This is a genomic window from Neorhizobium galegae, from assembly GCF_017877055.1.
Lineage (GTDB): Bacteria > Pseudomonadota > Alphaproteobacteria > Rhizobiales > Rhizobiaceae > Neorhizobium > Neorhizobium galegae_D.
Window position 1 is genome coordinate 1454977 of sequence record NZ_JAGIPG010000002.1, and the last position, 24869, is coordinate 1479845.

Sequence of the window (24869 nt, forward strand, 5' to 3'; positions counted from 1 at the left end):
GCGACATTGCAATGCCCACCCCTTTGAGGAGCCTCGCACATGTCGAACACCGACGTCTTCTTCTCCCGCCCGCTGGCCGAATCCGATCCGGAAATCTTTGGCGCGATCGAGAAGGAACTGGGTCGCCAGCGCCACGAAATCGAGCTGATCGCATCGGAGAACATCGTTTCCCGCGCCGTGCTTGAGGCGCAGGGTTCGATCATGACCAACAAATATGCGGAAGGTTACCCGGGCAAGCGTTATTACGGCGGTTGCCAGTTCGTGGATATCGCCGAGGAACTCGCCATCGAGCGCGCCAAGAAGCTGTTCGGCGTCAACTTCGTCAACGTCCAGCCGAATTCCGGTTCCCAGATGAACCAGGCGGTGTTCCTGGCGCTGCTGCAGCCGGGCGATACTTTCATGGGTCTCGACCTGAATTCGGGGGGGCATCTTACCCACGGCTCGCCGGTCAACATGTCCGGAAAATGGTTCAACGTCGTGTCCTACGGCGTGCGCGAAGGCGACAACCTGCTCGACATGGACGAAGTGCAGAAGAAGGCCGAAGAGCACAAGCCGAAGCTGATCATCGCCGGTGGCACCGCCTATTCCCGCATATGGGACTGGAAGCGTTTCCGCGAGATCGCCGATTCGGTCGGCGCTTATCTGATGGTCGACATGGCCCATATCGCCGGCCTGGTTGCCGGCGGCCAGCATCCGTCACCGTTCCCGCACTGCCATGTGGCCACCACGACCACGCACAAGTCGCTGCGTGGGCCCCGCGGCGGCGTCATCATGACGAACGACGAGGAACTGGCCAAGAAGTTCAATTCGGCCGTCTTCCCGGGTCTCCAGGGCGGCCCGCTGATGCATATCATCGCCGCCAAGGCGGTTGCCTTCGGCGAGGCGCTGCAGCCGGATTTCAAGGACTATGCCGCCCAGATCGTCAAGAATGCCAAGGCGCTGTCCGAAACGCTGATGGCCGGCGGTCTCGACATCGTCTCCGGCGGCACCGACAACCACCTGATGCTGGTCGATCTGCGCAAGAAGAACGCCACCGGCAAGCGCGCCGAGGCCGCTCTCGGCCGCGGTTACATCACCACCAACAAGAACGGCATTCCCTTCGACCCGGAAAAGCCCTTCGTTACGTCAGGTATCCGCCTCGGGACCCCGGCCGGTACGACGCGCGGCTTCAAGGAAGCGGAATTCAGGGAGATCGGCAATCTCATCATCGAGGTTCTCGACGGACTGAAGGTCGCCAATTCCGACGAGGGCAACGCGACGGTGGAAGCCGGTGTGCGCGACAAGGTGGTAGCACTCACCGGCCGCTTCCCCATGTATCCCTACATGTGACCCCAACTGGTACCAACGGGGACCGCAATCTCGCGGTCCCTCTTGCAAGCCCAAGGAGAGGCGATGCGCTGCCCCTATTGCGGTTCGGAAGACACGCAGGTCAAGGATAGTCGTCCGGCGGAGGATTATACCTCCATTCGCCGGCGGCGCATCTGCCCGGATTGCGGCGGCCGCTTCACGACTTTCGAGCGCGTGCAGCTTCGTGAACTGATGGTCACCAAGAAGACCGGCCGCAAGGTGCCGTTCGATCGCAACAAGCTGGTACGGTCGTTCCAGATCGCGCTGCGCAAGCGGCCGGTCGACAATGACCGCATCGAGCGGGCGGTGTCGGGCATCGTGCGCCGGCTCGAAAGCTCGGGCGAAAACGAGATCTCGTCGGAAGAGATCGGCCTGCAGGTGCTCGAAGCCCTGAAGAGCCTCGATGACGTCGCCTTCGTCCGTTACGCCTCCGTCTATCGCGACTTCTCCCATGCGGAAGATTTCGAGAAGGTGATCCAGGAGATCAACGCCAAGATCGCCCGCGATCCCGGCATCGAGCCGTAGATCATGACGAGCGCTGCCGAAGACCGGTGGTTCATGGCGTCGGCGCTGCGTCTGTCGCGCCTTCATACCGGTCAGACGGGCACCAATCCTTCGGTCGGCTGCGTGATCGTCAGGGACGGCGAGGTCGTCGGTTCCGCCGTTACCGCACCCGGCGGGCGGCCGCATGCGGAAACCCAGGCGCTCGATATCGCAGGCGAGAAGGCGAGGGGAGCGGCGGCCTACGTCACGCTTGAACCCTGCTCTCACTACGGCCGCACGCCTCCCTGCGCCAACGCTCTGGTCGAAGCCGGCGTCGCCCGTGTCGTCATCTCGCTGACCGATCCCGATCCGCGCGTCTCCGGCCGTGGGATCGCGATCCTGCGCGATGCCGGGATCGTCGTCGAGACTGGGCTGATGGAGGAGGAGGGGCGCCGTGCGCTTGCCGCCTACCTCACCCGCCAGACGAAAGGCCGCCCGCATGTGACTCTGAAGCTTGCGGTTTCCGCCGACGGCATGCTCGGCCGCCGAGGCGAGGAAGTGTCGATCACGGGCGCGGAGGCGAGGGCGGACGTGCACCGGCTGCGGGCCGAGGCGGATGCGATTCTCGTCGGCATCGGGACGGTGCTGTCGGACGATCCGGAGCTGACCGTACGCATTCCCGGTCTCGAGAAACGCTCTCCGATCCGCATCGTGCTGGACCGGCGGCTGGAACTGCCGCTGACGTCCAAGCTGGTGCAGACTGCGCGGGATGTGCCGGTGATCGTGGTGGCTGCGCCTTCTTCCACCTTGGAGACTGGGGCGGGGGACAAGCGCGAGAAACTGATCGAGGCCGGCGTCGAGATCATGGACGCCACCGAACTCGATATCCTGCTGGCGATCCTCGCGGTTCGCGGCATGTCCTCCCTTCTGGTCGAAGGCGGCGCCACCATCGCAAGAGCTTTTCTCGAAGCAGACCTCGTCGACCGCGTCCTCCTCTTCCAGGGGACCGGGATTGTCGGCGAGAATGGACTTGAATCGCCGTTGACGCCATCCGATATGCCGGCAGGATTTAAGTTCGTGCGCGAGGAAAGCTTCGGACCGGACCGCTGTTTTGAATACGAGAGAGGTTTCTGATGTTCACCGGAATTGTCACCGATGTCGGCACGGTCGCGGCAACGACGCCGATGGACGAAGGCGTCAAGCTCAGGATCGCCACCAATTACGACCCGAAGACCATCGATATGGGCGCCTCGATTTCCCATGGCGGCGTCTGCCTGACGGTGACAAACCTGCCGGACGAAGGCAGCAACGAACGCTGGTTCGAGGTCGAGGCCTGGGAAGAGGCGTTGCGGCTGACGACGATCGCCGCCTGGACCGAGGGCACGCGGGTCAATCTGGAGCGGGCGCTGAAGATCGGCGACGAACTCGGCGGCCATATCGTCTCCGGCCATGTGGATGGCACGGCGGAAATTCTGGGCATCGAACATGAAGGCGAGGCGGTGCGCATCCGCCTTCGCGCACCCGAGGCGCTTGCCCGATTTGTGGCTCCGAAGGGCTCGGTCGCGCTGGACGGCACGTCGCTGACAGTCAACGCCGTCGAGGGCACCGATTTCGACGTACTGCTGATCCGCCACACGCTTGCCGTCACCACCTGGGGCGACCGCAAGGCGGGCGATTTCGTCAATTTCGAAGTCGACACGATGGCGCGTTACGCAGCGCGGCTCGCGGAATTCCCGGCGAAGAGCTGACGGTTCACACCCATCAGTTTTCGCGTTCCAGCACCATGATCGGGCCGTGGTAATCGGCGCGGGCGAACTCGCGGAAGCCGAGTTTTGCCGCGACCCTGAGCGAGGCGGCATTCTCCGGGCTGATGATGCAGGTCATCCGGCGATCGGGGAAATGGGCTTCGCCCCAGGAAATCATTACGCCCACCGCCTCGGTCGCGTAACCGCGGCCATGGACGGAAGGGATGAGCGCCCAGCCCGTCTCGAGCGTCCCCTCGATGGAGGGTTGAAACTCCCGGCGCATGTCCTGGAAACCGGCCTCACCGAGAAAGCGCCCGGTCGCCTTCTCTTCGATCGCCAGGAAGCCGAAACCCATGAGATGCCACATGCCGGTGACGCGCAGCATGCGGCTCCAGCTGTTTTCGCGGGACGAGGGGATGCCGGATATATAGCGCACCACGTCCGGATCGGCCCAGAATTCCGCATAGGTCTCAAACTCCTCCAGCCGGTGCGGGCGCAGGATCAGCCGTTCGGTTTCGAGGATCGGGATAGTGGTCATGGCGGGCTCCGGGCGGTGGCGATGATGGTGATCTATATCGCCGCTCGCTCAGCTATTCCCGATTCGCATCGCTGCGTTCAGCGAAAATTGCTTGCCATTCCCCTCAGAGCGTGTTTTGACCGCCACCTGCCCGAGACCCATATGCCTTTCGGCCCGCCTTGAAGGCGATACGAGGTCATGCTGGGCCGATTTTGAACAAAGGTGAACCATGTCACGCGAAACCGCTCCACATCTCCTCGTCGTCGAGGCGCGTTTCTACGACGATATGTCCGATGCGCTGCTCGAAGGCGCGACCCATGCGCTGAAGGAGGCCGGGGCGACCTACGATGTTGTTACCGTTCCGGGTGCGCTCGAAATCCCGCCGGCGATCGCCATGGCGCTCGATGCGTCGGAAGAGGGCGGCACCGATTACGACGGCTTCGTCGCGCTCGGCATGGTCATTCGTGGCGAGACCTATCATTTCGATATCGTCTCGAATGAATCCTCCCGTGCCCTGATGGACCTCGCAGTGTCGGAATCGCTTGCGATCGGCAACGGCATCCTCACCTGCGAGAACGACGAACAGGCCTGGGCGCGCGCCCGCCGTTCGGACAAGGACAAGGGCGGTTTTGCCGCCCGTGCGGCGCTGACCATGATCGCGCTGCGTGACAAGCTGAACGGTGGTTGATTGATGGCCAAGGAAGGCGAACACCCGGTGAAGCCGGCCAATCAGCGCGGCGCTGCCCGCCTGGCGGCCGTGCAGGCGCTCTACCAGATGGATGTCGGCGGAACCGGCGTCCTGGAGGTCGTGGCCGAATACGAGGCCCATCGCCTCGGCCAGGAACTCGACGGCGACACCTATCTGAAGGCTGACGCCTCATGGTTCCGCTCGATCGTTGCCGGCGTCGTGCGTGACCAGGTGAAGATCGATCCGCTGATCCGCGCCTCGCTGCAGGAAGACTGGCCGCTGTCGCGTCTCGATTCGACCCTTCGCGCCATCCTGCGTGCCGGCACCTTCGAGATTCTCGAGCGCAAGGACGTGCCGGTCGCCGTCATCGTCACCGAATATGTCGAGATTGCCCACGCCTTTTTCGGCGAGGAAGAGCCGCGCATCGTCAACGCCGTCCTCGACCGCATCGCCAAGCAGGTGCGCGGCGAAGCCAAGAAATAACAAACCAACGATAAGTCAGGGTGGGGCAGCATGGACGGCGCGGTGGACGGTCTTCAGACACAGATGAAAACCGCCCGGCGCAGTGTCGCGCTGCTGGCCGGCGCCCAGGCGGTCCTCGGTTCGGCGCCGCCCCTGGTTTTTGCGCTCGGCGGCCTCGTGGGCTACCAGCTGCTCGGCGACGACAAGTCGCTGGCCACCGCTCCGCTGACCGGCTTCAATATCGGCATGGCGGCAGGCGCCGTCGCGGTTGCCATCGCCTCCCGGTTCCTCGGCCGCAAGGCGAGTTTCATGCTGGGTGCAATCCTCGGGGCGCTCGGTGCCGCCATTGCGGCGATCGCGCTCTTCCATTCCAATTTCTGGCTTTTCGCGATCGGCCTGGTTCTCATCGGACTCTGCAACGGCTTCAGCCAGAAGATCCGGTTTGCCGCCGCCGATGCGTCGCCCTCGTTCTACAAGCCGAAGGCGATCTCCTGGATCCTCGCGGCCGGCATAGTTTCGGCGGTCCTCGGGCCACAGCTTGCGATCTGGACCAAGGACCTGCTGTCGCCTGTGCTGTTCGCCGGTGCGTTCGTCGCCGTCATTCCGCTCTATCTGGTCGCTCTGGTGATGCTGACGCCGCTGAAACTGCCGCAGATGAGCGGCAGCACCGTGGCTTCCGCGTCCGCCCGTCCGCTCGGCGAGATCGTCGTCACCCAGCGGTTCCTGACCGGCATGATCTGCGGCATCTCCTCCTATGCGCTGATGACCTTCATGATGACCGGTGCGCCGCTCGCCATGGTGATCGGCTGCGGTTTCCCATCGGAAATGGCCACGCTCGGCATCCAGTGGCACGTGCTCGCCATGTTCGCGCCGAGCTTTTTCACCGGCATGCTGATTTCACGTTTCGGCGTCGAGAAGATCGTCGCCGCCGGGCTCCTGATCCTGATGGGCTGCGCCGTGATCGCCCATATGGGCATCGAGCTCTGGAACTTCTGGGGCGCGCTGGTGCTACTCGGCATCGGCTGGAACTTCTCCTTCATCGGCTCGACTGCCATCGTCGCCTCCAGCTATCGCCCGCATGAGGCCGACAAGGTGCAGGGTTTTCACGACATCATCCTGTTCACCACGGTGGCATTGTCCTCCTTCTCCTCGGGCAAGGTGTTCACGGCCTACGGTTGGTCCTTCATGAACCTGATCATCTGGCCGGTGACGATCGTCTGCCTCGGTTTGGTGCTGGCGCTGATGTTCAAACGCTCTTCCGTGAAATCGGCCTAGACTCTTGTCCCTTCGGGGCTTGACGCCAATTCATCTCCACCGCAATCTCCCGTCCGCGTAGGCGATCCCGGATTCCTTGGGAGGGGAGCGGTTGCCTGCGCGGGAATGCACACTATGGAGTATTGCGGCGGTCTTGCTCATCTCGTGGATGTGCGCCGCTGCAGGGGTGCACGGCCGGAGGGTATGGACCACCCGGCGCTAAGGGAGAGGAAAAGCGAATGACCGTAATTCTGGGTGTGATCGTGTGCGGGTTGCTATCGATCATTTATGCCGTCTGGGCGACGCGTTCCGTGTTGGCTGCTGATCAGGGCAGTATCCGCATGCAGGAAATCGCCGGATATATCCGTGAAGGCGCACAGGCCTATCTGGCGCGCCAATACATGACCATTGCGATCGTCGGCGTCGTCGTGACCATCCTGGCCTGGGTGCTGCTGTCCGGCACCGCTGCGGTCGGCTTCGTCATCGGCGCCGTGCTTTCGGGTGCCGCCGGGTTCATCGGCATGCACGTCTCGGTCCGCGCCAACGTGCGCACCGCCCAGGCTTCTTCCCAAAGCCTTGCGGCCGGTCTCGACATCGCTTTCAAATCCGGCGCCATCACTGGCATGCTGGTGGCAGGCCTCGCTCTCCTCGGCGTCTCGATTTATTACTGGGTCCTGACTTCCGGTCTCGGCCATCCGAGCGGCTCGCGTGAAGTCATCGACGCGCTCGTCTCGCTCGGCTTCGGCGCTTCGCTGATCTCGATCTTCGCCCGTCTCGGCGGCGGCATCTTCACCAAGGGTGCGGACGTCGGTGGCGACCTCGTGGGCAAGGTCGAAGCCGGCATTCCGGAAGACGACCCGCGCAACCCGGCAACCATTGCCGACAACGTCGGCGATAACGTCGGCGATTGCGCCGGCATGGCCGCCGACCTTTTCGAGACCTACGCGGTCTCCGTCGTCGCCACCATGGTGCTTGCGGCGATCTTCTTCGCCGGCGCCCCGATCCTCGCAACCGTAATGGTCTACCCGCTGGCGATCTGCGGCGCCTGCATCATCACCTCGATCATCGGCACCTTCTTCGTCAAGCTCGGCTCCAACGGCTCGATCATGGGCGCTCTCTACAAGGGCCTGATCGTTACCGGCCTGCTGTCGATCCTCGGCCTTGGCGCGGCAACCTCGCTCACTATCGGCTGGGGCACGATCGGCACTGTTGCCGGCAAACCGATCACCGGTACGAACCTCTTCATCTGCGGCTTGCTCGGCCTCGTGGTGACGGCGCTGATCGTCGTCATCACCGAATACTACACCGGCACCAACAAGCGTCCGGTGAACTCGATCGCCCAGGCCTCGGTAACCGGCCACGGCACCAACGTCATCCAGGGCCTCGCGGTCTCGCTGGAATCGACCGCGCTTCCGGCGATCGTCATCGTCGGCGGCATCATCGCCACCTACCAGTTCGCCGGCCTGTTCGGCACCGGCATCGCCGTCACCACCATGCTCGGTCTGGCCGGCATGATCGTGGCGCTCGATGCCTTCGGTCCGGTCACCGACAATGCCGGCGGTATCGCCGAAATGGCGCACCTGCCGCCGGAAGTGCGCAAGTCGACCGATGCGCTCGACGCGGTCGGCAACACCACCAAGGCCGTCACCAAGGGCTATGCGATCGGTTCTGCCGGCCTCGGCGCGCTGGTGCTCTTCGCCGCCTATTCCAACGATCTCAAATATTTCGTCGCCAACAGTGCCCAGTATCCGTATTTCAACGGCGTCGGCGAAATCGATTTCGACCTCTCCAACCCTTATGTCGTCGCGGGCCTCATCTTCGGTGGCCTGATCCCGTACCTGTTCGGCGGCATCGCCATGACCGCCGTCGGCCGCGCCGCGGGCTCGATCGTCGAGGAAGTGCGCAAGCAGTTCCGCGAAAAGCCGGGCATCATGGCGGGAACTGAAAAGCCGGATTACGGCCGCGCCGTCGATATTCTCACCCGGGCTGCGATCCGCGAGATGATCGTTCCGTCGCTGCTGCCGGTTCTCGCCCCCATCGTCGTCTATTTCGGGGTCCTTCTGATCTCCGGCGGCGACAAGGCCTCGGCCTTCGCAGCCCTCGGTGCATCGCTGCTCGGCGTCATCGTCAACGGCCTCTTCGTGGCGATCTCCATGACCTCGGGCGGGGGCGCCTGGGACAATGCCAAGAAGAGCTTCGAGGACGGCTTCGTCGACAAGGACGGCACCCGCCACATGAAGGGATCCGAGGCCCACAAGGCTTCGGTCACCGGCGACACCGTCGGTGATCCCTACAAGGATACGGCAGGCCCGGCCGTCAACCCGGCGATCAAGATTACCAATATCGTGGCGCTTCTGCTGCTGGCGGTTCTTGCCGGCTGATATCTGGCCCAAAGTGAAATAAAAAAGCCCGCGGGGAGCGATCTCCGCGGGCTTTTTGTTTCGCTCGAGGTGCTTACCTGCCGAAGTTCGACAGGATACTGCGGGCTGCTGCCCCACCGGCACTGGAACCGCCGGTAAGCAGCTGCTGCAGGAAGGTGAGGTCGCGGCCGCCGGTCGGCGTCGTGCGCGAAATCGTGTCGAACACCTTGCCGTCCTGCATCGTATAGTTGGCGCGGCGTGCGACGACGCCGTCCTTGTCGAAATAGATGGCGAGCACCGTCTGATCGACGATCTTCGGCTTCATGAAGGCCACAGCGCGCGTGCGCTTCTGAGAGATGTAATAGAACACCTCGGTATCGAAGGTCGCCGTCGTCGAGGGCGTGCCCATCGTCAGCAACACCTGCTCGCGGCTCGACCCGACCGGAATAAGCTCCAGCGACTTCTGGTCGACCACGTAGCCGTTATACATGGTGTCGCCGATCTGCATGGACGTGCAACCCGAGACGGTGATGGATGCGACGACCATTGCCATCGCGGTTTTACTCAAGAATGTCATCTCGTATCCGAAAACCCGCTTGTTCAACGGCATCCCCCAACTCAACCTGCCCCTGCTGACCCTACCATTGTGGCTATTCAGGGACATAAGACCGATCCCGACCCCGATGTTAAGGCCGCGAACATCCCAGCCCGTTCGCTGATCCGGCGGAACGGCATTGCAATTCGTGCATGCTTCGGTAAACCAGCTTTCGTTTCCATGCAACATGGCCGGTGGCAGGCCAGGGCGTTCCTGGGGGCAAATAACGGGAATTCAGATGATCTTCGGTCTTTTCAAGAAGAAAAACCAGAACCAGGCGATCGTTGACCGCCAGTATTCGACCTTGACGTCGGTGGCGCGCGTTCCGTTCTTCTACAGCGATCTGGACGTACCGGACACGGTCATGGGCCGTTTCGAGATGCTTTCGATCGTGATGATCCTGTTCTTCAGGCGAACGGCGAAATCCGATTCGAGCGGTCAGGAACTGGCCCAGGAGATCGTCGACGCGTTTTTTCAGGATATCGATCATTCGATCCGGGAACTCGGCATCGGCGACCAGAGCGTGCCGAAGCGCATGAAAAAACTGGCCGGCATGTTCTACGGCCGAGTGGAAACCTATGCCGCTGCTCTCGAAGCCAAGGACACCGAGGCGCTTGCCGCGGCCCTCGGGCGGAATATCTACCCCAAGGCGGAGGATGTGCCCGGAATGCGAGGGCTGGCGGACTGGATGATTGTTGCGGAGACGGCGCTCGCCGGCATTTCCGAAGATGAGATTTCTCGCGGCCACGCGGTTCTGCCCCTGCCGGGCCCGCTGCCGCGAGAGGAGTGAGGTTTGATGAAGAACGACAACGGTCCAGGCGAAAAGCCTCCCTTTTCCTATCCCGTCAAGGTGGGGAACATTTCCGCAAATGCGGTGACGGTGAAGCTCGAAGCGGATGCGCGCGAACTCGAGGGCCTGGCGAAGCTGTGGCAGGTCGTTTCGGTCGGTTCGCTGAAAGCGGAACTGCAGATCGCCCGATGGAAGAAGGACGGTGTACGTCTCAAGGGCCGCGTCCAGGCCGATATCGTCCAGTCCTCGGTCGTCACGCTCGATCCGGTGGTATCCAAGATAAACGAAGAGTTCGAGCAGATCTTCGTGCCTGAAGGATCGAAGCTCGCGCGGATTGTCACCAGCGATACCGCAGAGATGGTGATCGATCCTGATGGTCCCGATCTTCCCGAAATGTTTGTCGGCGACACGATCGATGTCGGCGAAGTGGTGGCCGAATTCGCAGCTCTCGCGATCGATGCCTATCCGCGCGAACCGGGCGCCGAGTTTGCCGATCACTTAGAAGGCGATGCGGATGAAAAGTCCGGACGCCCCAATCCCTTCGCCGTCCTTAAGGACTGGAAAAAGGATTGAGGACGGGTTGTAAGCGGCAGCAAAAACTATATTTTGGCCACGAATTCGCCGACACGGCCCCGCATGAGGAGCGAAAGGCCGTTGGAGACGTGAGAACTGGCGCATGACCTACAGGGGTGGTGCGTTCGGCGAAGATAAGGATCAGGGACGCGTGATCAGAATTTCTATCGATGCCATGGGCGGCGATTTTGGTCCCGAGGTCGTCATTGCCGGTGCCGCCAAGGCATTGGAACGCCACCCGGATGTGACCTTCCTCATCTACGGCCTGAAGGCCCAGTGTGAGCCGGTTCTGGCGAAATATCCGAAGCTGCGGGATAAGTCGGTCTTCCACGAATGCGAACTCGCCGTCAGCATGGAGGAGAAGCCGAGTGCAGCCCTTCGCCGCGGCCGCTATATCTCCACCATGTGGCGGTCGATCGAGGCGGTGAAACTCGGCGAGGCGGAGGTCGTGGTTTCTGCCGGCAATACCGGCGCCCTGATGGCGATGGCGAAGTTCTGTCTGCGCACCATGGCCAATATCGAACGCCCGGCGATCGCCGGCATCTGGCCGACCTTGAAGGGCGAAAGCATCGTCCTCGATGTCGGCGCGACGATCGGCGCCGACGCCCAGCAGCTTCTCGATTTTGCGATCATGGGCGGCGCCATGGCACGCTCCCTCTTCGAAGTGGACCGGCCGACCGTCGGGCTTCTGAACGTCGGTGTCGAAGAGGTGAAGGGCCAGGAAGAGGTCAAGGAGGCCGGGCGGCTGATCCGCGAGGCCAACCTGCCGACGATCGCCTATCACGGTTTCGTCGAAGGCGACGACATCGGCAAGGGCACCGTCGATGTGGTGGTGACCGAAGGCTTTACCGGCAATATCGCGCTGAAGGCGGCGGAGGGCACAGCCCGGCAGATCGCCACGCTTCTGCGCGAATCGATGTCGCGCACCCTCCTGGCCAGGATCGGCTATCTTCTCGCCAAGCCCGCCTTCGACAGGCTGCGTGAGAAGATGGATCCGAACAAGGTCAATGGCGGAGTGTTCCTGGGCTTGAACGGCATCGTCATCAAGAGCCACGGCAGTGCCAATGCCGACGGTTTTGCGGCAGCGATCGATGTCGGCTATGACATGGCACGCAATGATCTCAACGCCAAGATCCGGCAGGATCTCGCAATTTACCATGCGCGTCGCCAGCCGCCGGCTGGCCCCGAAGCGGCATGACGACAGGATGTGAGTTAAGAATGATCCGTTCAGTGGTTCGCGGTTACGGGGCAGCGCTCCCCAAGCGGGTGGTGACCAATCGCGAGTTGGAAGACATCGTCGAGACCTCCGATGAATGGATCGTGCAGCGCACGGGCATTCGTCAGCGCTATATTGCCGGAGAAGGCGAGACGACCGCTTCCCTCGGCGAGCAGGCGGCACGCGCGGCGCTCGACAATGCCGGATTGACGCCTGATGACATCGATCTGGTGCTGGTCGCGACCTCGACGCCCGACAACACCTTTCCGGCGACCGCCGTCAATATCCAGAACCGGCTGGGCATGACCCATGGCTACGCCTTCGACCTGCAGGCTGTCTGCACTGGTTTCGTTTATGCGATGGCGACCGCCGACCTGCATATCCGCGGCGGCATGGCAAAGCGCGTCCTGGTGATCGGCGCCGAGACCTTTTCCCGCATTCTCGACTGGAAGGACCGCACCACCTGCGTGCTTTTCGGCGACGGCGCAGGCGCGCTGGTGCTCGAAGCGGCGCAAGGCGAGGGGACGATTGCCGATCGCGGCATACTCACCGCGCATCTGCGTTCCGACGGTTCGCACAAGGACAAGCTCTATGTCGATGGCGGTCCGTCCTCGACGGGCACGGTCGGGCATCTGCGCATGGAGGGCCGCGAGGTCTTCAAACATGCGGTCGGCATGATCACCGACGTGATCGACAGCGCGTTTGCCGCGACCGGCACGACGGCGGACGATCTCGACTGGCTGGTGCCCCACCAGGCCAACCGCCGCATCATCGACGGTTCGGCGAAGAAACTCGGCATTCCTCTGGAAAAGGTCGTCGTGACGGTCGACCTGCATGGTAATACCTCGGCTGCATCGATTCCTTTGGCCCTTTCGGTTGCCGCCTCCGACGGGCGCATCAAAAAGGGTGATCTGGTGATGCTCGAAGCCATGGGTGGCGGTTTTACCTGGGGCGCATTGCTGGTCCGCTGGTAAGGCGCCGACGGTCGGCCGAAACGTAAATAAGCGATTGAGCACAGGCGCTTGACCCTCACGCTCAAGCAAAATACTCTCTATCGGCTTTGATAAGATCAATTTCGAAAATTGGGCGGGGATCATGGCCGGCAAGACAGTAACACGCGCGGATCTGGCGGAATCGGTTTTCCGCAAGGTCGGACTTTCGCGGACGGAATCGGCCGAGCTCGTCGAGACGGTCATCGATGAAATTTGCAATGCGATCGTGCGGGGCGAGGCGGTCAAGCTTTCCTCCTTCGCGACCTTCCAGGTGCGTTCCAAGAACGAGCGCATCGGCCGCAATCCGAAGACCGGCGAGGAAGTGCCGATCTCTCCGCGCCGGGTGATGACGTTCAAGGCCTCCAACGTGCTGAAGAGCCGTATCCTCAAGGCGCACACGGCGCGCAAGGCGAAACTGAAGCCGGCAAGCCCGGTCGCCTGAAGTCCGCAGCCTTTCCGCAATCCTGTGAACATGCTTGAATCTCTCGGCTTAAACCGTTGAGATATGTCCGATTCGGCGCATAATCCGCGCATGTATCGGAGGCTATGAGTCTGCCCTTGGGGCATGGGCAGCCTGCCGTTTGGAGTATGAACTTTGGAGAAGAGCCCGGACGCCTTTCGTACGATCAGCGAGGTCGCCGACGACCTCGATCTGCCGCAGCATGTGCTGCGCTTCTGGGAAACGCGTTTTCCGCAGATCCGGCCGATGAAGCGTGGCGGCGGGCGGCGTTATTATCGTCCCGAAGACGTCGACCTGCTGAAGGGCATCCGCCACCTGCTCTACGATCACGGTTACACCATAAAAGGCGTGCAGAAGCTTCTGAAGACGAACGGCAACAAGTTCGTCTCGGCGATTGCCTCGGGCGATCTCGCCACGATGGAAGCGATCATGGCGGCAAACAGCGAAAAGCAGGCCGAACCGAAGATCAGCACGGCCGAAGAGGATCAGATCGTCGGCCGCCCCAAGGTGAAGCCGAGCGGCCGCTTTTTCGGTTTCGGTGCCTCGCATGAAGACGACATGGAAGTGTCGATCGGCAAGTCCAGCGTTGGCAAGGAGGACCGCGCCCTGTTGCAGGAAGCGCTGTTCGATCTCCTGGAATGCAAGCGCCTCTTGGATCAGGTTCGCTAATTCAACTCGCGGCAATGTTAAGCAAAATTTACCATTCACCTCTGGTTCAGGAGAAATGGAGGATCATTTCTTCATAAGGAAATCAGAGGAGGTGAATTATGAAAAAGAAGCTCGCCGTCGTCGCTTTATCCCTGATTACGGCTTTTAGCGGCATCGCTCCCGCCCAGGCTTTCCCGTCGATCAGCGCCCCCGGGATCGAAACATCCCGGGATGTCCAGCAGGTGCAATACTACTGGCGCGATCGTGACCGCTGGGAGGGACGTCGATATTATCGCGACCGTTACTATGGCGACCGTTACTATCGCCGCCATCGCCGAGGTCCGGATGCCGGGGCGATCATCGGAGGGCTTGCCCTTGGCGCGATCATCGGCGGAGCGCTGGCCCAGCCGCGCTATGAGCGGAGATACGCACCGCGCTATTATCCGCCCCGGCGCTATGTAGGCCGCGGTAATGCGCACGTGAACTGGTGCTATGCCCGCTACCGGTCCTACAGGGCCTATGACAACACGTTCCAGCCCTATTACGGCCCGCGCCAGCAGTGCTATTCGCCCTACTGATATCCGTCGTGGAAGCGGATGAAAACCTGAAGCCCGCCCTGCCCATCCGGTGGGGCGGGTAAATTGCGTGGGGAGTCCCGGTTCTCGGAAAAGGCTTCTGATCTGACTGAGATTTCAAGGGGATTTAATTGGTCGGGGCGGCCGGATTTGAACCGACGACCCCTTGACCCCCAGGAAAATACGCCAAAGCTGAATTATGCTTCTACCGCAACATCTTACGCCGCCCCTTTCTTCGGGGTTCGGGACTTTTTCGGGGCTTCTTTGCTGCGCTTCTGCTCCGAGTGAAGGTTCTCCATCGCTGCTGCAACCTCTTCATCGAGGACGTGGGCATAGCGTGTGGTCGTCTTGAGGTCGGCGTGATTGAGCACCTTCTGAACGGTTTTAAGGTTACCGGTCTTGCGCAGAAGCTTGGTGCCGACGTCGTGGCGAAAGTCGTGGAATTTTAAATCAACAAGGCCGGCATCCTTGCGCAACTTCTTCCATTGCGCCTTCAGGCCCGAGTAGGTCACTGGATAGCGCTGGCCGCGAACGCGTGTTTGCCCGTCACCTTTGTAAGATGCGTCTGCTTTGCGAGCCCGCTTGGCCTGGTAGGTAAAGACGAACTTCGGGTGATGTTCGATCAGCGGCCGCAGGATGTCGCGCACGGTCGACGTGATCGCGGTCTTGACCAGCCGCCCGCCCTTGCCGTCACGCGTTATCCATCCGGTCTGCCAGTTCACCATTGACCATTCGATCAGGCACTCGTCGAGCCTAAGGCCGGTCGCCCGAGCAAACGCGAAGATCGGCTCGTAATCGGACCTCATCTTCGCGTCGATAGCTTTGCCCTCGTGCTCGTGCACCTCGCGAATGCGCTCTCTTGGCTCTGGAAGGAAGTGCTCTTTCCAATCAGGTTCATTCGGGAAGGTGTATTTCCATGTGCGCTTAGCGCGCGTGAAGAGCTTTTTGAGGACCAGGGTGGTGGATCGGTTTACCGTGGCAGCCGAAACGAATCTCATCGGCTTTCCATCGGCAGTCTCCGCCTTGCCCCATGCCGTTTGGGTGCGGCGCCACTGAACGAGTTTGGCAACCTCCGCATCGCTAATGTCGCTTAGCAGCGTGTCGGGCATGAAGTATGCGATGAGCCTGGCGAGATCGGTTGAGGTCGTGTCGGCGTTCGCATGCAGCTGGCCCTTTTCCAGCCAATAGCGATCGGCTGCGGCATTGATCGTCAGCGGGCCGCCATCGGCGTTCTTCGCTGCCTCGACCGACTTTCTGGCTTTCTCGCGTTCGTCCTTCTCTACCTTTTCCGCTTCTCGGCGAGAAGTTTTTCCCGTCGTTCCATGAAACCGATGACCCCCAAGTTGGAAGTCGAAGTGGTAATACGGCGAGTTTTTGGGCTTGTAGGTGGACATTTACGCATCCTGCGGCGGTTGATGAAGTCGAGGATATCCTTCCGATCGAAAGCCATACGCGGTCGTTTCTTACCGGACCCTTTCGGAATGAAGGCTATCTCGCCTGCATCGACGTGTTCGCGCAAGACCTTCACGCTGATCGTCAGCATGGCGGCCGCCTCGGCCGGAGTGAGGAGGTCGAGCTCGGTCATCGCATTCTCCCTGCCCAGGCGCGAAAATCATTGCGGAATTTTTTCCAGATTTCTGCCGCGGCCGGGTCAGTGTTCAACTGCCCCAGGCTTTCGATCCGGAGGCGGAAGCGGACGTGGGTCTTGATCCGCTCGAAGTCACTCGCGTCTTCCAGGTCGTGGCATTTCATCAACCAGCGTCGGAACGCGAGATCGTTGCGGCAGAGCATCGCGCACTCGCCTGCGTAGTCCGGAGGGGTCTTCGGGCGGGCGTCCGGATACCTCTGATAAAGATCCTCGATCCTGCCTGTTGCCCGATCGAGTTGGCGCAGCACGAACGACAGGTCCCCATGCGCATGGCGGAAGAACTCAAGTTCGTCATGGCCGGCCGTCTCGGTAAAGACCGCGACCAGGTCCGGTTCCGCGTCATCTGCCGCCGGCACGGCGAGCGCCAGGCGGTTGCCCTCCGGAACCAGTAGCCAGACGGCGCTTGCCGACTGGTGCCGGGCACGGATCTGCGCCAGTTTCTCCTGACCGGGCGAGGGGCGGCGGGTCACAGCAGCCTCCGTTCCGTCCACCTGGAGCAATCCGGGCAGCGATGCGTCCATTCGGCGGCCTCGCGCTTGATGCGCCAGCCCTCTGCCTTGATGTCCTCCAAGAGGATGCTGAAATCTTCCTCGGCGTAGGAGCGGCAGTAGGTGACCGGGCAGGAGTTGCAGGTGATCTCCATCTTGCTTTCGTGCTTGACGATGGTCATCACCGATCGCCTTTCGTGCGCTGTAAACTGATTGGTGGATGCGACCAAAACCAGATTGACGTCGGCGAGCAGGAGGGCGCACATTCAACCTCGAATAAGCGGTGCTGAACCGCGCGGGAACGCGATCCAGCACCTGACATCCCCACGCGAACGATCCACATGGAGACGATGATGACTGAGAAGAAAGTGGTGACGGGTGCTGACAGCGCTGGTCCACGCCAACCTTCGCTTGAGCAGCGAAGCGCAGGCGTCAGGCAACCACAGGCGCAAGCGTCTACATTTGTACCGAACCCTGGCGCCGGTACCGGTCCACGCCAACCTGTAGCACCTCGACCCTCTGCACCGGTGGGTCCGAAGAAATAGAGGAAGAGATGGCCACCGATCGTGAAAATGTAGCTTTTAACGTCTTGCGCAATGCGCTGTATCACACAGGCAGACGCATGACGTTCGATCGGTGGAACCGGTGGTGCAACTTCGCAGTCATTGTCCTCGGGGCAGTGGCGATGGCAGATTTCTTTCGAAATTTCGGCATCGGCCAATCTGCTGTTTATACCGGGGGCGCGACGGCGCTGATCGGCGCCTCGCAACTCGTATTCGATTTCGCAGGCAGAGCCCGCGACCATCAGGCCCTCCAGCGCGACTATTACGCGCTTCTTGCCGAGATCGAGGAATGCGATGAGCCCACCATCGACCAACTGAGTGGCTGGAAAGGTAAGATGCTCCGCATTACCGGGGATGAACCGCCGACGCTGCGTGCACTTGACTGCAAGGCGTACAACGACGCTATCGGTGCGACTGAGTTCTACCCCCAAAGCGAGCGGATTTTCATTCCCGCCTGGCATCGGATATGGGGTCAGGTCTGGGCGTTCGAGGGCTACCACTACAAGAAACTGTGTGAGCTCCCGGAGGGCCATAAAGCAAGAATCCCCGCCGGCTGATTTAGTCATCCCCTGTGGGGGAGCGGGGTGCCGGGAAAACGCAGCCACCATTGCCGACTCATCGTCCGCATCGGTAACGTACACAAACCGATGATCAGGAGCTGTACTTTGGCGAGCCGAGACCGAATATCCTTCCAGGACCTTGGCTGGATTGTTGCTTATTGTTTTCTTGGAGGCTGGTTCGTCTTTTTGTTGCTGACGGGTTTCTTCGATCAGAAGCTCTGTACGGGCGCCAAGGACGAACAGTGTCTGCGAGAATGGCTGTCGCCACTGGGCACATGGGCTGCGATCCTCGCCGGCATTCCGACGGCTTACTATGTCGCCCGCCAAGTCCGCGAAGCTTATCACTTCCAGCGTGAAAATCTGAGGCTCGGACTTCGCCGCGACTTTTCCCTGGCACGGCATGTGATGACCGTCTGTGATTCGCTGAAAATGAGGTGCGAATTGGTCGCGACTTTTTGGAGCTTGGAGGAAGGCCACGTTCCGCAGCTCAATCCTCTGGAGGCTTTCCGCAGCTATCTGATGCTGCTCAAGGCTGCTTTTGATAATCAGCAGTTCGCAGAGTTCGAAGCGCGGATTGATCGACGGGCAGGACGGGCATGGTCCGATCTGCTTTTCGACGTCGATAGTCGCCTTCAGGAAGTCACCGACCACATCAGCAAAATCGGCGATGATGAGATAAGCCCGCAGGAATATCGCCACTATGCACTCACTATGCTCGTCATCTGTGAGAACTTGGCGGGGTACGCCGACGATTGCAGGGAGATCGCGTTGGATTTCATCGCCTATGTCGAAGATGCGATCGGTGAAACCCGCCGCTGACATCATGACGAGACTCATCTGGGGCGCTGGCGGGCCCATGACCTCGCTGTAACGGTAGGTATCGACCTTTCCGTCCGACAGCTCGTCGCCGGTATCGAGATTGACGACGGGCGAACCCTGCAGGCATTCAGCATGACAAGTGCCAAGCTCGATGTCGGTGGCGCACAGGTCTTCTGGCCTCAACGGCTCGGTGCAGATCGGGCAGCGGTCTTTATCGTCAGGGGTGACAGAATTTGTCATGGTCATGCTGCTTCTCCGAAATCTGAGACGTATTGAGCTGCGATCTCGCAAGCGGTGGCATAAGTCCACGTGTAGCCTTTGCGGCCATGCGGAACGGCGATGTATTCCCGTAGCCACCGTGAGGCCGTCTCGCCGTCGAGGTCTGGCCAGTGTTTCCGCAGGGCGATCGAGAGAGCCCATCCGAACCCGGCATTGGTGAGTTCCAGATCGGGTTCGCGTTCGAATTTCTTGGTAAGAACCTCTTCGGCAAGTGAAGGCAGACAATCGTCGATAACCTTGATGATTGTCTCGCTGACGGCTTCGGCAATGATGGCGTCCAGAGCCGGAGCGGGATCGCGCCACCTGGCGGCGAAATGCACGAATGTGGCGAGAAATGCGCAGAACAGCCCACATACTAAGCAGACGACTACGAAGGTGAGGATGCTCATCGGCAGCCCTCCGTCGCGGTGGCAAAACGGTTGTCGCCTCGCCGAAGGTGACCTTCGTCAATCACCTCCCTCTTGGGTTGCATTTCAAGGCGGCCTAAACTAGTTTTCCTCCGAACTACGCAGAATGCCGTCGGAGCCAATTCGGTTCGAACAAGGGGGAAGATATGAGAATATTGGGAATTTTTGCGGTGCTGCTGATGTCGGCCCCGGCGACGTTTGCGGCCGACCTGCCGCAAACGGAGCGTTCTGAAACGATAAAGAGCCGCCGGGGCGGGCACATCCGCATTGGACCGGTTGCTTGCCCAAAGGCCGGTTGGGCGCCACTGTGCACGACTACAACGATCACCGATGCCCGTGGCACCTTCGTTCACGAGCGATGCACCTGTGCGCCTGTGTGAGTGAACATCTAGGCAGGGTGTCTTCATCTTGACGCCTCCGCAATCGGTTCGGGTGATGGGCTGATGCGCTCGCCACGCTGGTGGAGCATCATGCAGAAGTTGGCGACGTCGATCGGGTCGCCCTTCTCGACGTGCTCGCGCAGAAGGCGCGACAGGTATTCACCGGAGCACTGCTCTTTGTCCTGCCAACCGCCGCGCCCATCCAGCCGCTTAACGGCGAGCTTGACGCGCATGGCGTAGGAAAATGCCGCGACAGACTGATTGTCGAAATGTGCAGCGCTGCTAGCCGCAAACTCCGCAGTTTGGTTTGCCATCTGGTCGGAAAGCTTCGTTGGCCTCGCGCCACCTTGCTTCCTCACGGGCTTCGGAAGAAATTTTGGGGTCCTCATTTCGAGTCCTCCAAATTATTCTGGGGTGATGCCCCGAGAGGTCGCAGTTTGGCGCGCTTGGCCTCCTGCCACTTTTTGACCGCATCCGGCCCCTTATCAAAGATCTCGTCGGGAGTGATGAAGTCCAAATAGGCAGGACCTTCACTCGATATGGGCGGGGTGCCGGCGGGGTGGGTGTAGAGCAGCGTGCCGAAAGGCAGTCGCGGGCCGTCGAGATATTCCGCAACCAAGCCAGGCTTGTCGTCAGCAGCGGCGCGCACAATTCTAGCCACCGGCCCATTCGGTTGGGGCGATGGTTGGCGAGACGAGAAATCCGCCTGCGCCAATTCCTTTGCGTGTTGCTCGGATTCGGCGGGCGCCTTGTGAAGGCCATACCAGTTGTGAAGCCAGTACCATTCACCTTGGTGGAGCCCGACCTCATACATTAACCGGCCGTCGGCTTCAGCCACGAACCGCTGCGGCACGCCGCCTGCCTTCCATTGCAGCATATTCGGTTGGGGCGCTGCGGTGACAGAATTTGTCATGCTCGTCCGGCCTCCTTCGCGCGAAGGTGAGTTTTCATTTTCACGTATTCGATGAAAGACAGGCTGCTGTCGTAATTCAGCCAGTCCTGGTAATTCTGTTGGCTGCGGGTGAGTTTCGGCGGCGGCGGGCTGTGCTCGACGGCCGCGCGCTTCCCTTCGTCGGTGACGGTGAAAAAATCATCGCCGCCGTACATCTTGACGTCGGCGATCCGGGTCATGAACCCTTGCTCGACCAGAGCCATGCAGTCGGCGTGGTCCTTGCTACCTTCGCCGGTGACAAAGCGGTTCCGATAGAAGGTGCCGCGTCCGTGCTGATCCAAGCCGAGCGAGTGCTGCAGGATGTGGAGTTGCTTACCGTCCATCGGCGCCGCCCTCCGTTGCCGTAGTGGCAAAGCGCGGGTCCAGGGGGTGCGGCATAAACTCGACCGGATCGACGGGGCTTTCGTTATCGAAGTCCCACCAGTAAGCCCGCTTGCCATCGTCGGCCCATGTCGCACGATAGGTTCGGCCATCGGCGTCGCGCATCCAGTAACTCTCTGAATTTGTGATCTTCAAGCCGAGGTCCGGCAGGTCGATGACACGATCGATGCTCTTGTCCACCTGCGCAATCGGGTGCCAATGGCCGACCACATTCGGTTGGGGCGATGGGGATGCAGTCTTGCTCATGACTTTTCCTCTTCGCATTTCAGCTTGTGCGACCGCCAATCGGCGTAGGCGGCTGCTCGACCGCCATCGCCAAACTTTCCGCCATAGTGTGGGTCAGAGCGCCATCCGCATTCGCAGGAGGCTTCGTAGATCACCCTGACGCCTTTGCATTTGTGCGTTTGAGTGGTCATTCGTCACCACGCACATGTGACTGGGGTGGTGGGGGAGCAGCCGAAGCGACCCCCGCAACTGGCGGATGCTCAAAGAGCGGCTTGACCGGCAGACCGTCACCCTCCCAGCTGGCGACCTCGTCGGGATCATCTGAAAAGTCGAGGATCGTACCGTCGATATAAAACTGCGCCCAGCCCACCGGCTTGGGCGGCGTGCCCTCCGCCTCGGCTGCAAAGTTCTCGTGAACGCCCAGTACGGGCTGGCGGTCCGTCATGGCCGTCCTTCCCTGGCTGCAACATGCATCGAGATGCGCGGCAAGCTGATGCGCTGGACAATCGAGCCGCCATATTCGGTCGCGGACACCTTGCGCTCGATGACATACTTCGCGAAATCGGAGCGATCTTCCGCCGGCAACGCGCTATTCGGAACCTTGATTTTCAGCTGCCGCAGGTGCCGATTGAGATGGTCAGTCGAGACGCTGTAGCGCGCCGCGATCTGGGCCAGGCCGTACCCGGCTGCCGCATCGCGGCGCAGTTTCTCGTCGTCGGGCAGTTTACGATTGCCTCCGGTCATCGTGACATCCTTTGGATTTCGGGGAACTGGTTGTGGAGCTCGCCGTCGAGCAGCCGGCCGGCATCGCCTTTGTCCATGCGCTCCATGAAGGCGGCGCCGGCCTGGGGATAGAGTTCGTGGGCCTTGGCTGGGCGTCTGCCGGAAAGGGCGACCCATCCGGAGTGGAGATTACCGGCTGCCTGATCAGGGGACGACGGCGCCCAGTTGCCCCATTGCTTGAACAGGAACGGGATCGAAGCCGATGCGGCCTGGTCCCGGAGTGAGCGGACCCATTGCGGGTGCGCAGACCGCGCGCGTCGCCCGCTTTCGCCGCCTGCGACGATCCAGCCGAGCCTGCGACGCGTCACAGCTCCGTAACGGCTGTTGTGGTCGTCATAGCCGGCGATGGCGTCCATCCAGCCTGCTCCGTGACGGAGCTTGTGGAGCTCGATCAGTCCAAGCAATGGTTCGGCGCTGATCCAGTGAAGTGCGGCCGGGGTGTCCAGGAGCGGCGGAACGCGTTCCTCGGCCCGCGGTTGATCCTCGGCGGAGATGCCTAGCCAGACATTCGGAAGCGGCCACTTTGAAAATGCGCCGATCGCCCGCGATCGGTGCGGTCCGTTGATGTCCTCGCTCTTCCAATTCGGATGCCATGCGTTCATGATCTGGCCGGTCACTTCCCAGGCGAGATGGTTGCGGACGTCCTGTTTGCCATCACCCGCCGGCCGGGTCAGATAGGCCCGCATCCGGTCTGGCCGTTTGGTCAGGACCTGAAAGATGTGCTGGGGCGCCAGCGCCATGACGGCGAAGATCTTGTCGATCCACTCGTCAGGCACGTTCTCGGAGAAGAGATCGCCATGGGCGACCACGAAGATCATCCGCGGGCGCTTCCATGTGAGCGGCTGCAAAAGCCACTCCTCGTTAAAGCGGACCTCGCCCGTCCAGACCGGGCCGGCCTTTGTGTCGATCGTCAGGCCCTTGCGGCTGGGAATATGCTTCAGCCGCGTGCCGGCGAGCTTCATGGCGTAGCAGTCGGTGCAGCCGGGCGAGACCACCTTGCATCCGGTGATCGGGTTCCAGGTGGCGTCGGTCCATTCGATCTTGCTTCCGTCAGCCATGGGAGATCTCCCATGGCTTCAGGCCGGCGACGTGGTTGACCGCATTTACGAGCAGCGCCGCGATCGCTTCCGCATCGGCATCAGAGCGATAGCTGTTGACGTCGATGGTGATGACGTCCGCGCCCAGATCGTCGAGGATCACGCCGACGTCGTTGTCGGACAGGCGGAGCGGCAGCTTTACCTGCCGATCGGCGAAGGCGGATAAAACGGCGAGGGGGCTAATCGAGAAATCAACCATGAACGGCGGGCTCCTGCAGCGGGGCTTCGTCACATGGCGCGCCGTATTCGTTGGCCGCCGTGCCGTCTCGATCCGCCTCGAGCATCGCCTGCCATTCGAGATAGCCTTGCAGCTTGCGATTTGCTCGATCCGTGAGGACCGCGCCGTGTCCGAGTTGCTGCAGCCAGGTGGCAGCGGACAAGACGTCAGTGATCTCTTCCTGCAGAGCCTCGGCGTTCGGCTTTCCGGTCTTCGGGTCGCGGCCGTCTGCTCCCTGGATAAGGATCCTGGCGACGATCGTGTTCAACTCGCCGATTTCTTCGGCAAGCTTACCGAGAGCCTGATGCAGGATCAGATCCGGTTCGGGTTTCCATAGGGTGATGTCGGGCATTGGTTATCCCCTCACGCGTTTGATCTTGGTGATCTTGGAAGGGTTGCGGTTCTCGCCGGCCTCGCCGGCCGCCTTGGCATTGGCTGCGGGAATGTCGAGCTTGGTGCCGTCCGCGAAATGAACCCGGAAGATGATTTCAGCCATGGTCGCCGATCTCCCGTTCTTCGAGCCGGGACAGCAGCATGTTGCGGAGCGAGCGGTCACCCTGCAGGCAGCCTTTGAGGGTGAGAGCAAAGAAGAGCGCGGCTTCGAGTTCGTCGGCGCCTTTCGCCATGTCGATATCGCTCAGGCGGCCTTCAGCGAGCATGCCGAAATGAGCCGTCGCGCTCTGAAGGTGCATGGCGATCGCCGTAAGCTCCTGCCTGACGTGGTCGCGGCATTCCTGCCGCGTATCCGAAACGAGGCGCAGCCTGGGACGGCCTGTTGCGGGGAAGTTTAGGACATCGGCGCTCATAGCGGGCTCCCGAAGACCTGGACCCAGAGAAGGCAGATGACGATCAGCAGCATCAGACCGGCCATCCCGTCGAAAACCGGGCCGTGCGCCTCGACGAGCTGTTCGCGGAACGTGCCGTGATCCTTGCGGCGGGCTTCTAGCTCGCAGCTCTCCGGCGTCATGGGGGTAATATGGATCATGGTCAGTCCTCGCAATCGTCGGCGGCAATGGCCGGCTGCGGGCGATAATCGACCGGACGGATGGGGCGCGGATCACGATAGGAATAACCGGCCTGGTCGCGGACAAGTTCTTCGGTAGCCGGCCGGATCGAATAGATCGCCGGGGTTCCGTAGAACTCGGTCACCGTCTCTGTTTCCGAGATGGGGATGTCGATGCGCAGCATCTTGCCGCCGGCGATCTCCACTTCCTTCACCAGGCCCGGGCGGGTGCGATGTCCCATAAGCTCGACGATTGCCCAGGATTCGAACGTTTCGGTATTGCTCATGCCCTGATCCTTCCATCCGTTTCGGATGCCGGCCGTTGTGATCGCCTGCAGGCTGCAGGTCCGGCCGGACACCGA

The 24869-nt window shown here is 61.3% G+C and carries 37 protein-coding genes; 17 read left to right on the plus strand and 20 right to left on the minus strand.

The window, feature by feature from the left end:
* Positions 1 to 39: 39 nt before the first annotated feature.
* From glyA to J2857_RS17585, 4 genes are all read left to right on the plus strand, one after another.
* Positions 40 to 1329, plus strand: a complete 1290-nt coding sequence (glyA, locus tag J2857_RS17570) for a serine hydroxymethyltransferase (protein WP_210011363.1) — start codon at positions 40 to 42, stop codon at positions 1327 to 1329.
* Positions 1330 to 1392: 63 nt separating this feature from the next.
* The gene (gene nrdR, locus J2857_RS17575) at positions 1393 to 1872 is read left to right on the plus strand and encodes a transcriptional regulator NrdR (protein WP_007771094.1); all 480 of its coding nucleotides are present in this window, start codon (positions 1393 to 1395) and stop codon (positions 1870 to 1872) included.
* 3 nt (positions 1873 to 1875) lie between these two features.
* Positions 1876 to 2964, plus strand: a complete 1089-nt coding sequence (gene ribD, locus J2857_RS17580) for a bifunctional diaminohydroxyphosphoribosylaminopyrimidine deaminase/5-amino-6-(5-phosphoribosylamino)uracil reductase RibD (protein WP_210011364.1) — start codon at positions 1876 to 1878, stop codon at positions 2962 to 2964.
* Positions 2964 to 3578 (plus strand): riboflavin synthase, encoded by a 615-nt coding sequence (locus J2857_RS17585; RefSeq protein WP_210011365.1) that lies wholly within the window; start codon positions 2964 to 2966, stop codon positions 3576 to 3578. The genes ribD and J2857_RS17585 overlap by 1 nt, the downstream gene beginning before the upstream one ends.
* Before the next feature lie 13 nt (positions 3579 to 3591).
* On the opposite strand, the gene J2857_RS17590 is transcribed toward J2857_RS17585, so the two are convergent.
* Positions 3592 to 4113: a GNAT family N-acetyltransferase gene (locus tag J2857_RS17590; protein ID WP_210011366.1), complete on the minus strand. Its 522-nt coding sequence runs from the start codon at positions 4111 to 4113 to the stop codon at positions 3592 to 3594.
* A gap of 208 nt (positions 4114 to 4321) precedes the next feature.
* On the opposite strand from J2857_RS17590, the gene ribH reads away from it, so the two are divergent.
* The 4 genes from ribH to J2857_RS17610 all read left to right on the plus strand — a co-directional run bounded on the left by ribH (position 4322) and on the right by J2857_RS17610 (position 8877).
* Entirely contained in the window at positions 4322 to 4780 is a 459-nt protein-coding gene (gene ribH / locus J2857_RS17595) for a 6,7-dimethyl-8-ribityllumazine synthase (protein ID WP_037080658.1), read from the plus strand.
* 3 nt (positions 4781 to 4783) lie between these two features.
* Positions 4784 to 5263 (plus strand): transcription antitermination factor NusB, encoded by a 480-nt coding sequence (nusB, locus tag J2857_RS17600; RefSeq protein ID WP_038549009.1) that lies wholly within the window; start codon positions 4784 to 4786, stop codon positions 5261 to 5263.
* Positions 5264 to 5293: 30 nt separating this feature from the next.
* Complete coding sequence (locus J2857_RS17605; RefSeq protein WP_210011367.1) at positions 5294 to 6517, plus strand: MFS transporter; 1224 nt, start codon at positions 5294 to 5296, stop codon at positions 6515 to 6517.
* A 218-nt stretch (positions 6518 to 6735) separates the two neighbouring features.
* The gene (locus J2857_RS17610; protein ID WP_210011368.1) at positions 6736 to 8877 is read left to right on the plus strand and encodes a sodium-translocating pyrophosphatase; all 2142 of its coding nucleotides are present in this window, start codon (positions 6736 to 6738) and stop codon (positions 8875 to 8877) included.
* Between the two features lie 73 nt (positions 8878 to 8950).
* Here the strand turns inward: J2857_RS17610 and J2857_RS17615 are convergent, their stop codons facing one another.
* On the minus strand, positions 8951 to 9466 hold the full coding sequence (locus tag J2857_RS17615; protein WP_210011369.1) for an outer membrane protein assembly factor BamE: 516 nt from the start codon (positions 9464 to 9466) through the stop codon (positions 8951 to 8953).
* Between the two features lie 223 nt (positions 9467 to 9689).
* Between J2857_RS17615 and J2857_RS17620 the strand changes: the two genes are divergently transcribed.
* The 7 genes from J2857_RS17620 (at position 9690) to J2857_RS17650 (ending at position 14708) form a co-directional block, all read left to right on the plus strand.
* Positions 9690 to 10241, plus strand: a complete 552-nt coding sequence (locus tag J2857_RS17620) for a ubiquinol-cytochrome C chaperone family protein (protein WP_210011370.1) — start codon at positions 9690 to 9692, stop codon at positions 10239 to 10241.
* Between the two features lie 6 nt (positions 10242 to 10247).
* Positions 10248 to 10814: a YceD family protein gene (locus J2857_RS17625; RefSeq protein ID WP_210011371.1), complete on the plus strand. Its 567-nt coding sequence runs from the start codon at positions 10248 to 10250 to the stop codon at positions 10812 to 10814.
* A gap of 151 nt (positions 10815 to 10965) precedes the next feature.
* Complete coding sequence (gene plsX / locus J2857_RS17630; RefSeq protein ID WP_210011372.1) at positions 10966 to 12012, plus strand: phosphate acyltransferase PlsX; 1047 nt, start codon at positions 10966 to 10968, stop codon at positions 12010 to 12012.
* A 20-nt stretch (positions 12013 to 12032) separates the two neighbouring features.
* Positions 12033 to 13004, plus strand: a complete 972-nt coding sequence (locus J2857_RS17635) for a beta-ketoacyl-ACP synthase III (RefSeq protein WP_210011373.1) — start codon at positions 12033 to 12035, stop codon at positions 13002 to 13004.
* 121 nt (positions 13005 to 13125) lie between these two features.
* Positions 13126 to 13464 carry an integration host factor subunit alpha gene (locus J2857_RS17640; RefSeq protein WP_210011374.1) on the plus strand — a complete coding sequence of 113 codons (339 nt, stop codon included), beginning with the start codon at positions 13126 to 13128 and terminating at the stop codon, positions 13462 to 13464.
* Between the two features lie 153 nt (positions 13465 to 13617).
* Entirely contained in the window at positions 13618 to 14151 is a 534-nt protein-coding gene (locus J2857_RS17645; protein ID WP_210011375.1) for a MerR family transcriptional regulator, read from the plus strand.
* A gap of 98 nt (positions 14152 to 14249) precedes the next feature.
* Positions 14250 to 14708 carry a BA14K family protein gene (locus tag J2857_RS17650; protein ID WP_210011376.1) on the plus strand — a complete coding sequence of 153 codons (459 nt, stop codon included), beginning with the start codon at positions 14250 to 14252 and terminating at the stop codon, positions 14706 to 14708.
* 215 nt (positions 14709 to 14923) lie between these two features.
* Here the strand turns inward: J2857_RS17650 and J2857_RS17655 are convergent, their stop codons facing one another.
* The 4 genes from J2857_RS17655 to J2857_RS17670 are packed head-to-tail and all read right to left on the minus strand — an operon-like array spanning position 14924 to position 17023.
* The gene (locus J2857_RS17655) at positions 14924 to 16099 is read right to left on the minus strand and encodes a tyrosine-type recombinase/integrase (protein ID WP_210011377.1); all 1176 of its coding nucleotides are present in this window, start codon (positions 16097 to 16099) and stop codon (positions 14924 to 14926) included.
* Positions 15985 to 16290 (minus strand): helix-turn-helix domain-containing protein, encoded by a 306-nt coding sequence (locus tag J2857_RS17660; protein ID WP_210011378.1) that lies wholly within the window; start codon positions 16288 to 16290, stop codon positions 15985 to 15987. The genes J2857_RS17655 and J2857_RS17660 overlap by 115 nt, the downstream gene beginning before the upstream one ends.
* Positions 16287 to 16874, minus strand: coding sequence for a hypothetical protein (locus J2857_RS17665; protein WP_210011379.1), 588 nt, complete (start codon positions 16872 to 16874; stop codon positions 16287 to 16289). Before J2857_RS17665 ends, J2857_RS17660 begins: the two co-directional genes overlap by 4 nt.
* Positions 16820 to 17023: a hypothetical protein gene (locus tag J2857_RS17670; RefSeq protein ID WP_210011380.1), complete on the minus strand. Its 204-nt coding sequence runs from the start codon at positions 17021 to 17023 to the stop codon at positions 16820 to 16822. Before J2857_RS17670 ends, J2857_RS17665 begins: the two co-directional genes overlap by 55 nt.
* A gap of 371 nt (positions 17024 to 17394) precedes the next feature.
* On the opposite strand from J2857_RS17670, the gene J2857_RS17675 reads away from it, so the two are divergent.
* Positions 17395 to 17961 (plus strand): hypothetical protein, encoded by a 567-nt coding sequence (locus J2857_RS17675; RefSeq protein WP_210011381.1) that lies wholly within the window; start codon positions 17395 to 17397, stop codon positions 17959 to 17961.
* Positions 17962 to 18069: 108 nt separating this feature from the next.
* On the plus strand, positions 18070 to 18783 hold the full coding sequence (locus J2857_RS17680) for a hypothetical protein (RefSeq protein WP_210011382.1): 714 nt from the start codon (positions 18070 to 18072) through the stop codon (positions 18781 to 18783).
* Between the two features lie 242 nt (positions 18784 to 19025).
* Here J2857_RS17680 and J2857_RS17685 read toward each other — a convergent pair whose 3' ends face one another.
* The 14 genes from J2857_RS17685 to J2857_RS17750 all read right to left on the minus strand — a co-directional run bounded on the left by J2857_RS17685 (position 19026) and on the right by J2857_RS17750 (position 24794).
* Entirely contained in the window at positions 19026 to 19451 is a 426-nt protein-coding gene (locus tag J2857_RS17685) for a hypothetical protein (protein WP_210011383.1), read from the minus strand.
* A gap of 421 nt (positions 19452 to 19872) precedes the next feature.
* Positions 19873 to 20163, minus strand: a complete 291-nt coding sequence (locus J2857_RS17690; RefSeq protein ID WP_210011384.1) for a hypothetical protein — start codon at positions 20161 to 20163, stop codon at positions 19873 to 19875.
* A 71-nt stretch (positions 20164 to 20234) separates the two neighbouring features.
* Positions 20235 to 20762 carry a hypothetical protein gene (locus tag J2857_RS17695; protein WP_210011385.1) on the minus strand — a complete coding sequence of 176 codons (528 nt, stop codon included), beginning with the start codon at positions 20760 to 20762 and terminating at the stop codon, positions 20235 to 20237.
* Positions 20759 to 21124 (minus strand): hypothetical protein, encoded by a 366-nt coding sequence (locus J2857_RS17700; protein WP_210011386.1) that lies wholly within the window; start codon positions 21122 to 21124, stop codon positions 20759 to 20761. Before J2857_RS17700 ends, J2857_RS17695 begins: the two co-directional genes overlap by 4 nt.
* Complete coding sequence (locus J2857_RS17705) at positions 21114 to 21428, minus strand: hypothetical protein (protein ID WP_210011387.1); 315 nt, start codon at positions 21426 to 21428, stop codon at positions 21114 to 21116. Before J2857_RS17705 ends, J2857_RS17700 begins: the two co-directional genes overlap by 11 nt.
* Positions 21429 to 21594: 166 nt before the next feature.
* Complete coding sequence (locus tag J2857_RS17710) at positions 21595 to 21852, minus strand: hypothetical protein (RefSeq protein ID WP_210011388.1); 258 nt, start codon at positions 21850 to 21852, stop codon at positions 21595 to 21597.
* Positions 21849 to 22151 (minus strand): hypothetical protein, encoded by a 303-nt coding sequence (locus J2857_RS17715; protein WP_210011389.1) that lies wholly within the window; start codon positions 22149 to 22151, stop codon positions 21849 to 21851. The genes J2857_RS17710 and J2857_RS17715 overlap by 4 nt, the downstream gene beginning before the upstream one ends.
* Positions 22148 to 23248, minus strand: coding sequence for a phage Gp37/Gp68 family protein (locus J2857_RS17720; RefSeq protein ID WP_210011390.1), 1101 nt, complete (start codon positions 23246 to 23248; stop codon positions 22148 to 22150). The genes J2857_RS17715 and J2857_RS17720 overlap by 4 nt, the downstream gene beginning before the upstream one ends.
* Positions 23241 to 23486, minus strand: a complete 246-nt coding sequence (locus J2857_RS17725; RefSeq protein ID WP_210011391.1) for a hypothetical protein — start codon at positions 23484 to 23486, stop codon at positions 23241 to 23243. Before J2857_RS17725 ends, J2857_RS17720 begins: the two co-directional genes overlap by 8 nt.
* Complete coding sequence (locus J2857_RS17730; RefSeq protein ID WP_210011392.1) at positions 23479 to 23856, minus strand: hypothetical protein; 378 nt, start codon at positions 23854 to 23856, stop codon at positions 23479 to 23481. The genes J2857_RS17725 and J2857_RS17730 overlap by 8 nt, the downstream gene beginning before the upstream one ends.
* Before the next feature lie 3 nt (positions 23857 to 23859).
* Positions 23860 to 24000 (minus strand): hypothetical protein, encoded by a 141-nt coding sequence (locus tag J2857_RS17735; RefSeq protein ID WP_210011393.1) that lies wholly within the window; start codon positions 23998 to 24000, stop codon positions 23860 to 23862.
* Positions 23993 to 24310, minus strand: a complete 318-nt coding sequence (locus tag J2857_RS17740) for a hypothetical protein (protein ID WP_210011394.1) — start codon at positions 24308 to 24310, stop codon at positions 23993 to 23995. Before J2857_RS17740 ends, J2857_RS17735 begins: the two co-directional genes overlap by 8 nt.
* Positions 24307 to 24489: a hypothetical protein gene (locus J2857_RS17745; protein WP_210011395.1), complete on the minus strand. Its 183-nt coding sequence runs from the start codon at positions 24487 to 24489 to the stop codon at positions 24307 to 24309. The genes J2857_RS17740 and J2857_RS17745 overlap by 4 nt, the downstream gene beginning before the upstream one ends.
* A 2-nt stretch (positions 24490 to 24491) precedes the next feature.
* Complete coding sequence (locus tag J2857_RS17750; RefSeq protein WP_210011396.1) at positions 24492 to 24794, minus strand: hypothetical protein; 303 nt, start codon at positions 24792 to 24794, stop codon at positions 24492 to 24494.
* Between the last annotated feature and the right edge of the window lie 75 nt (positions 24795 to 24869).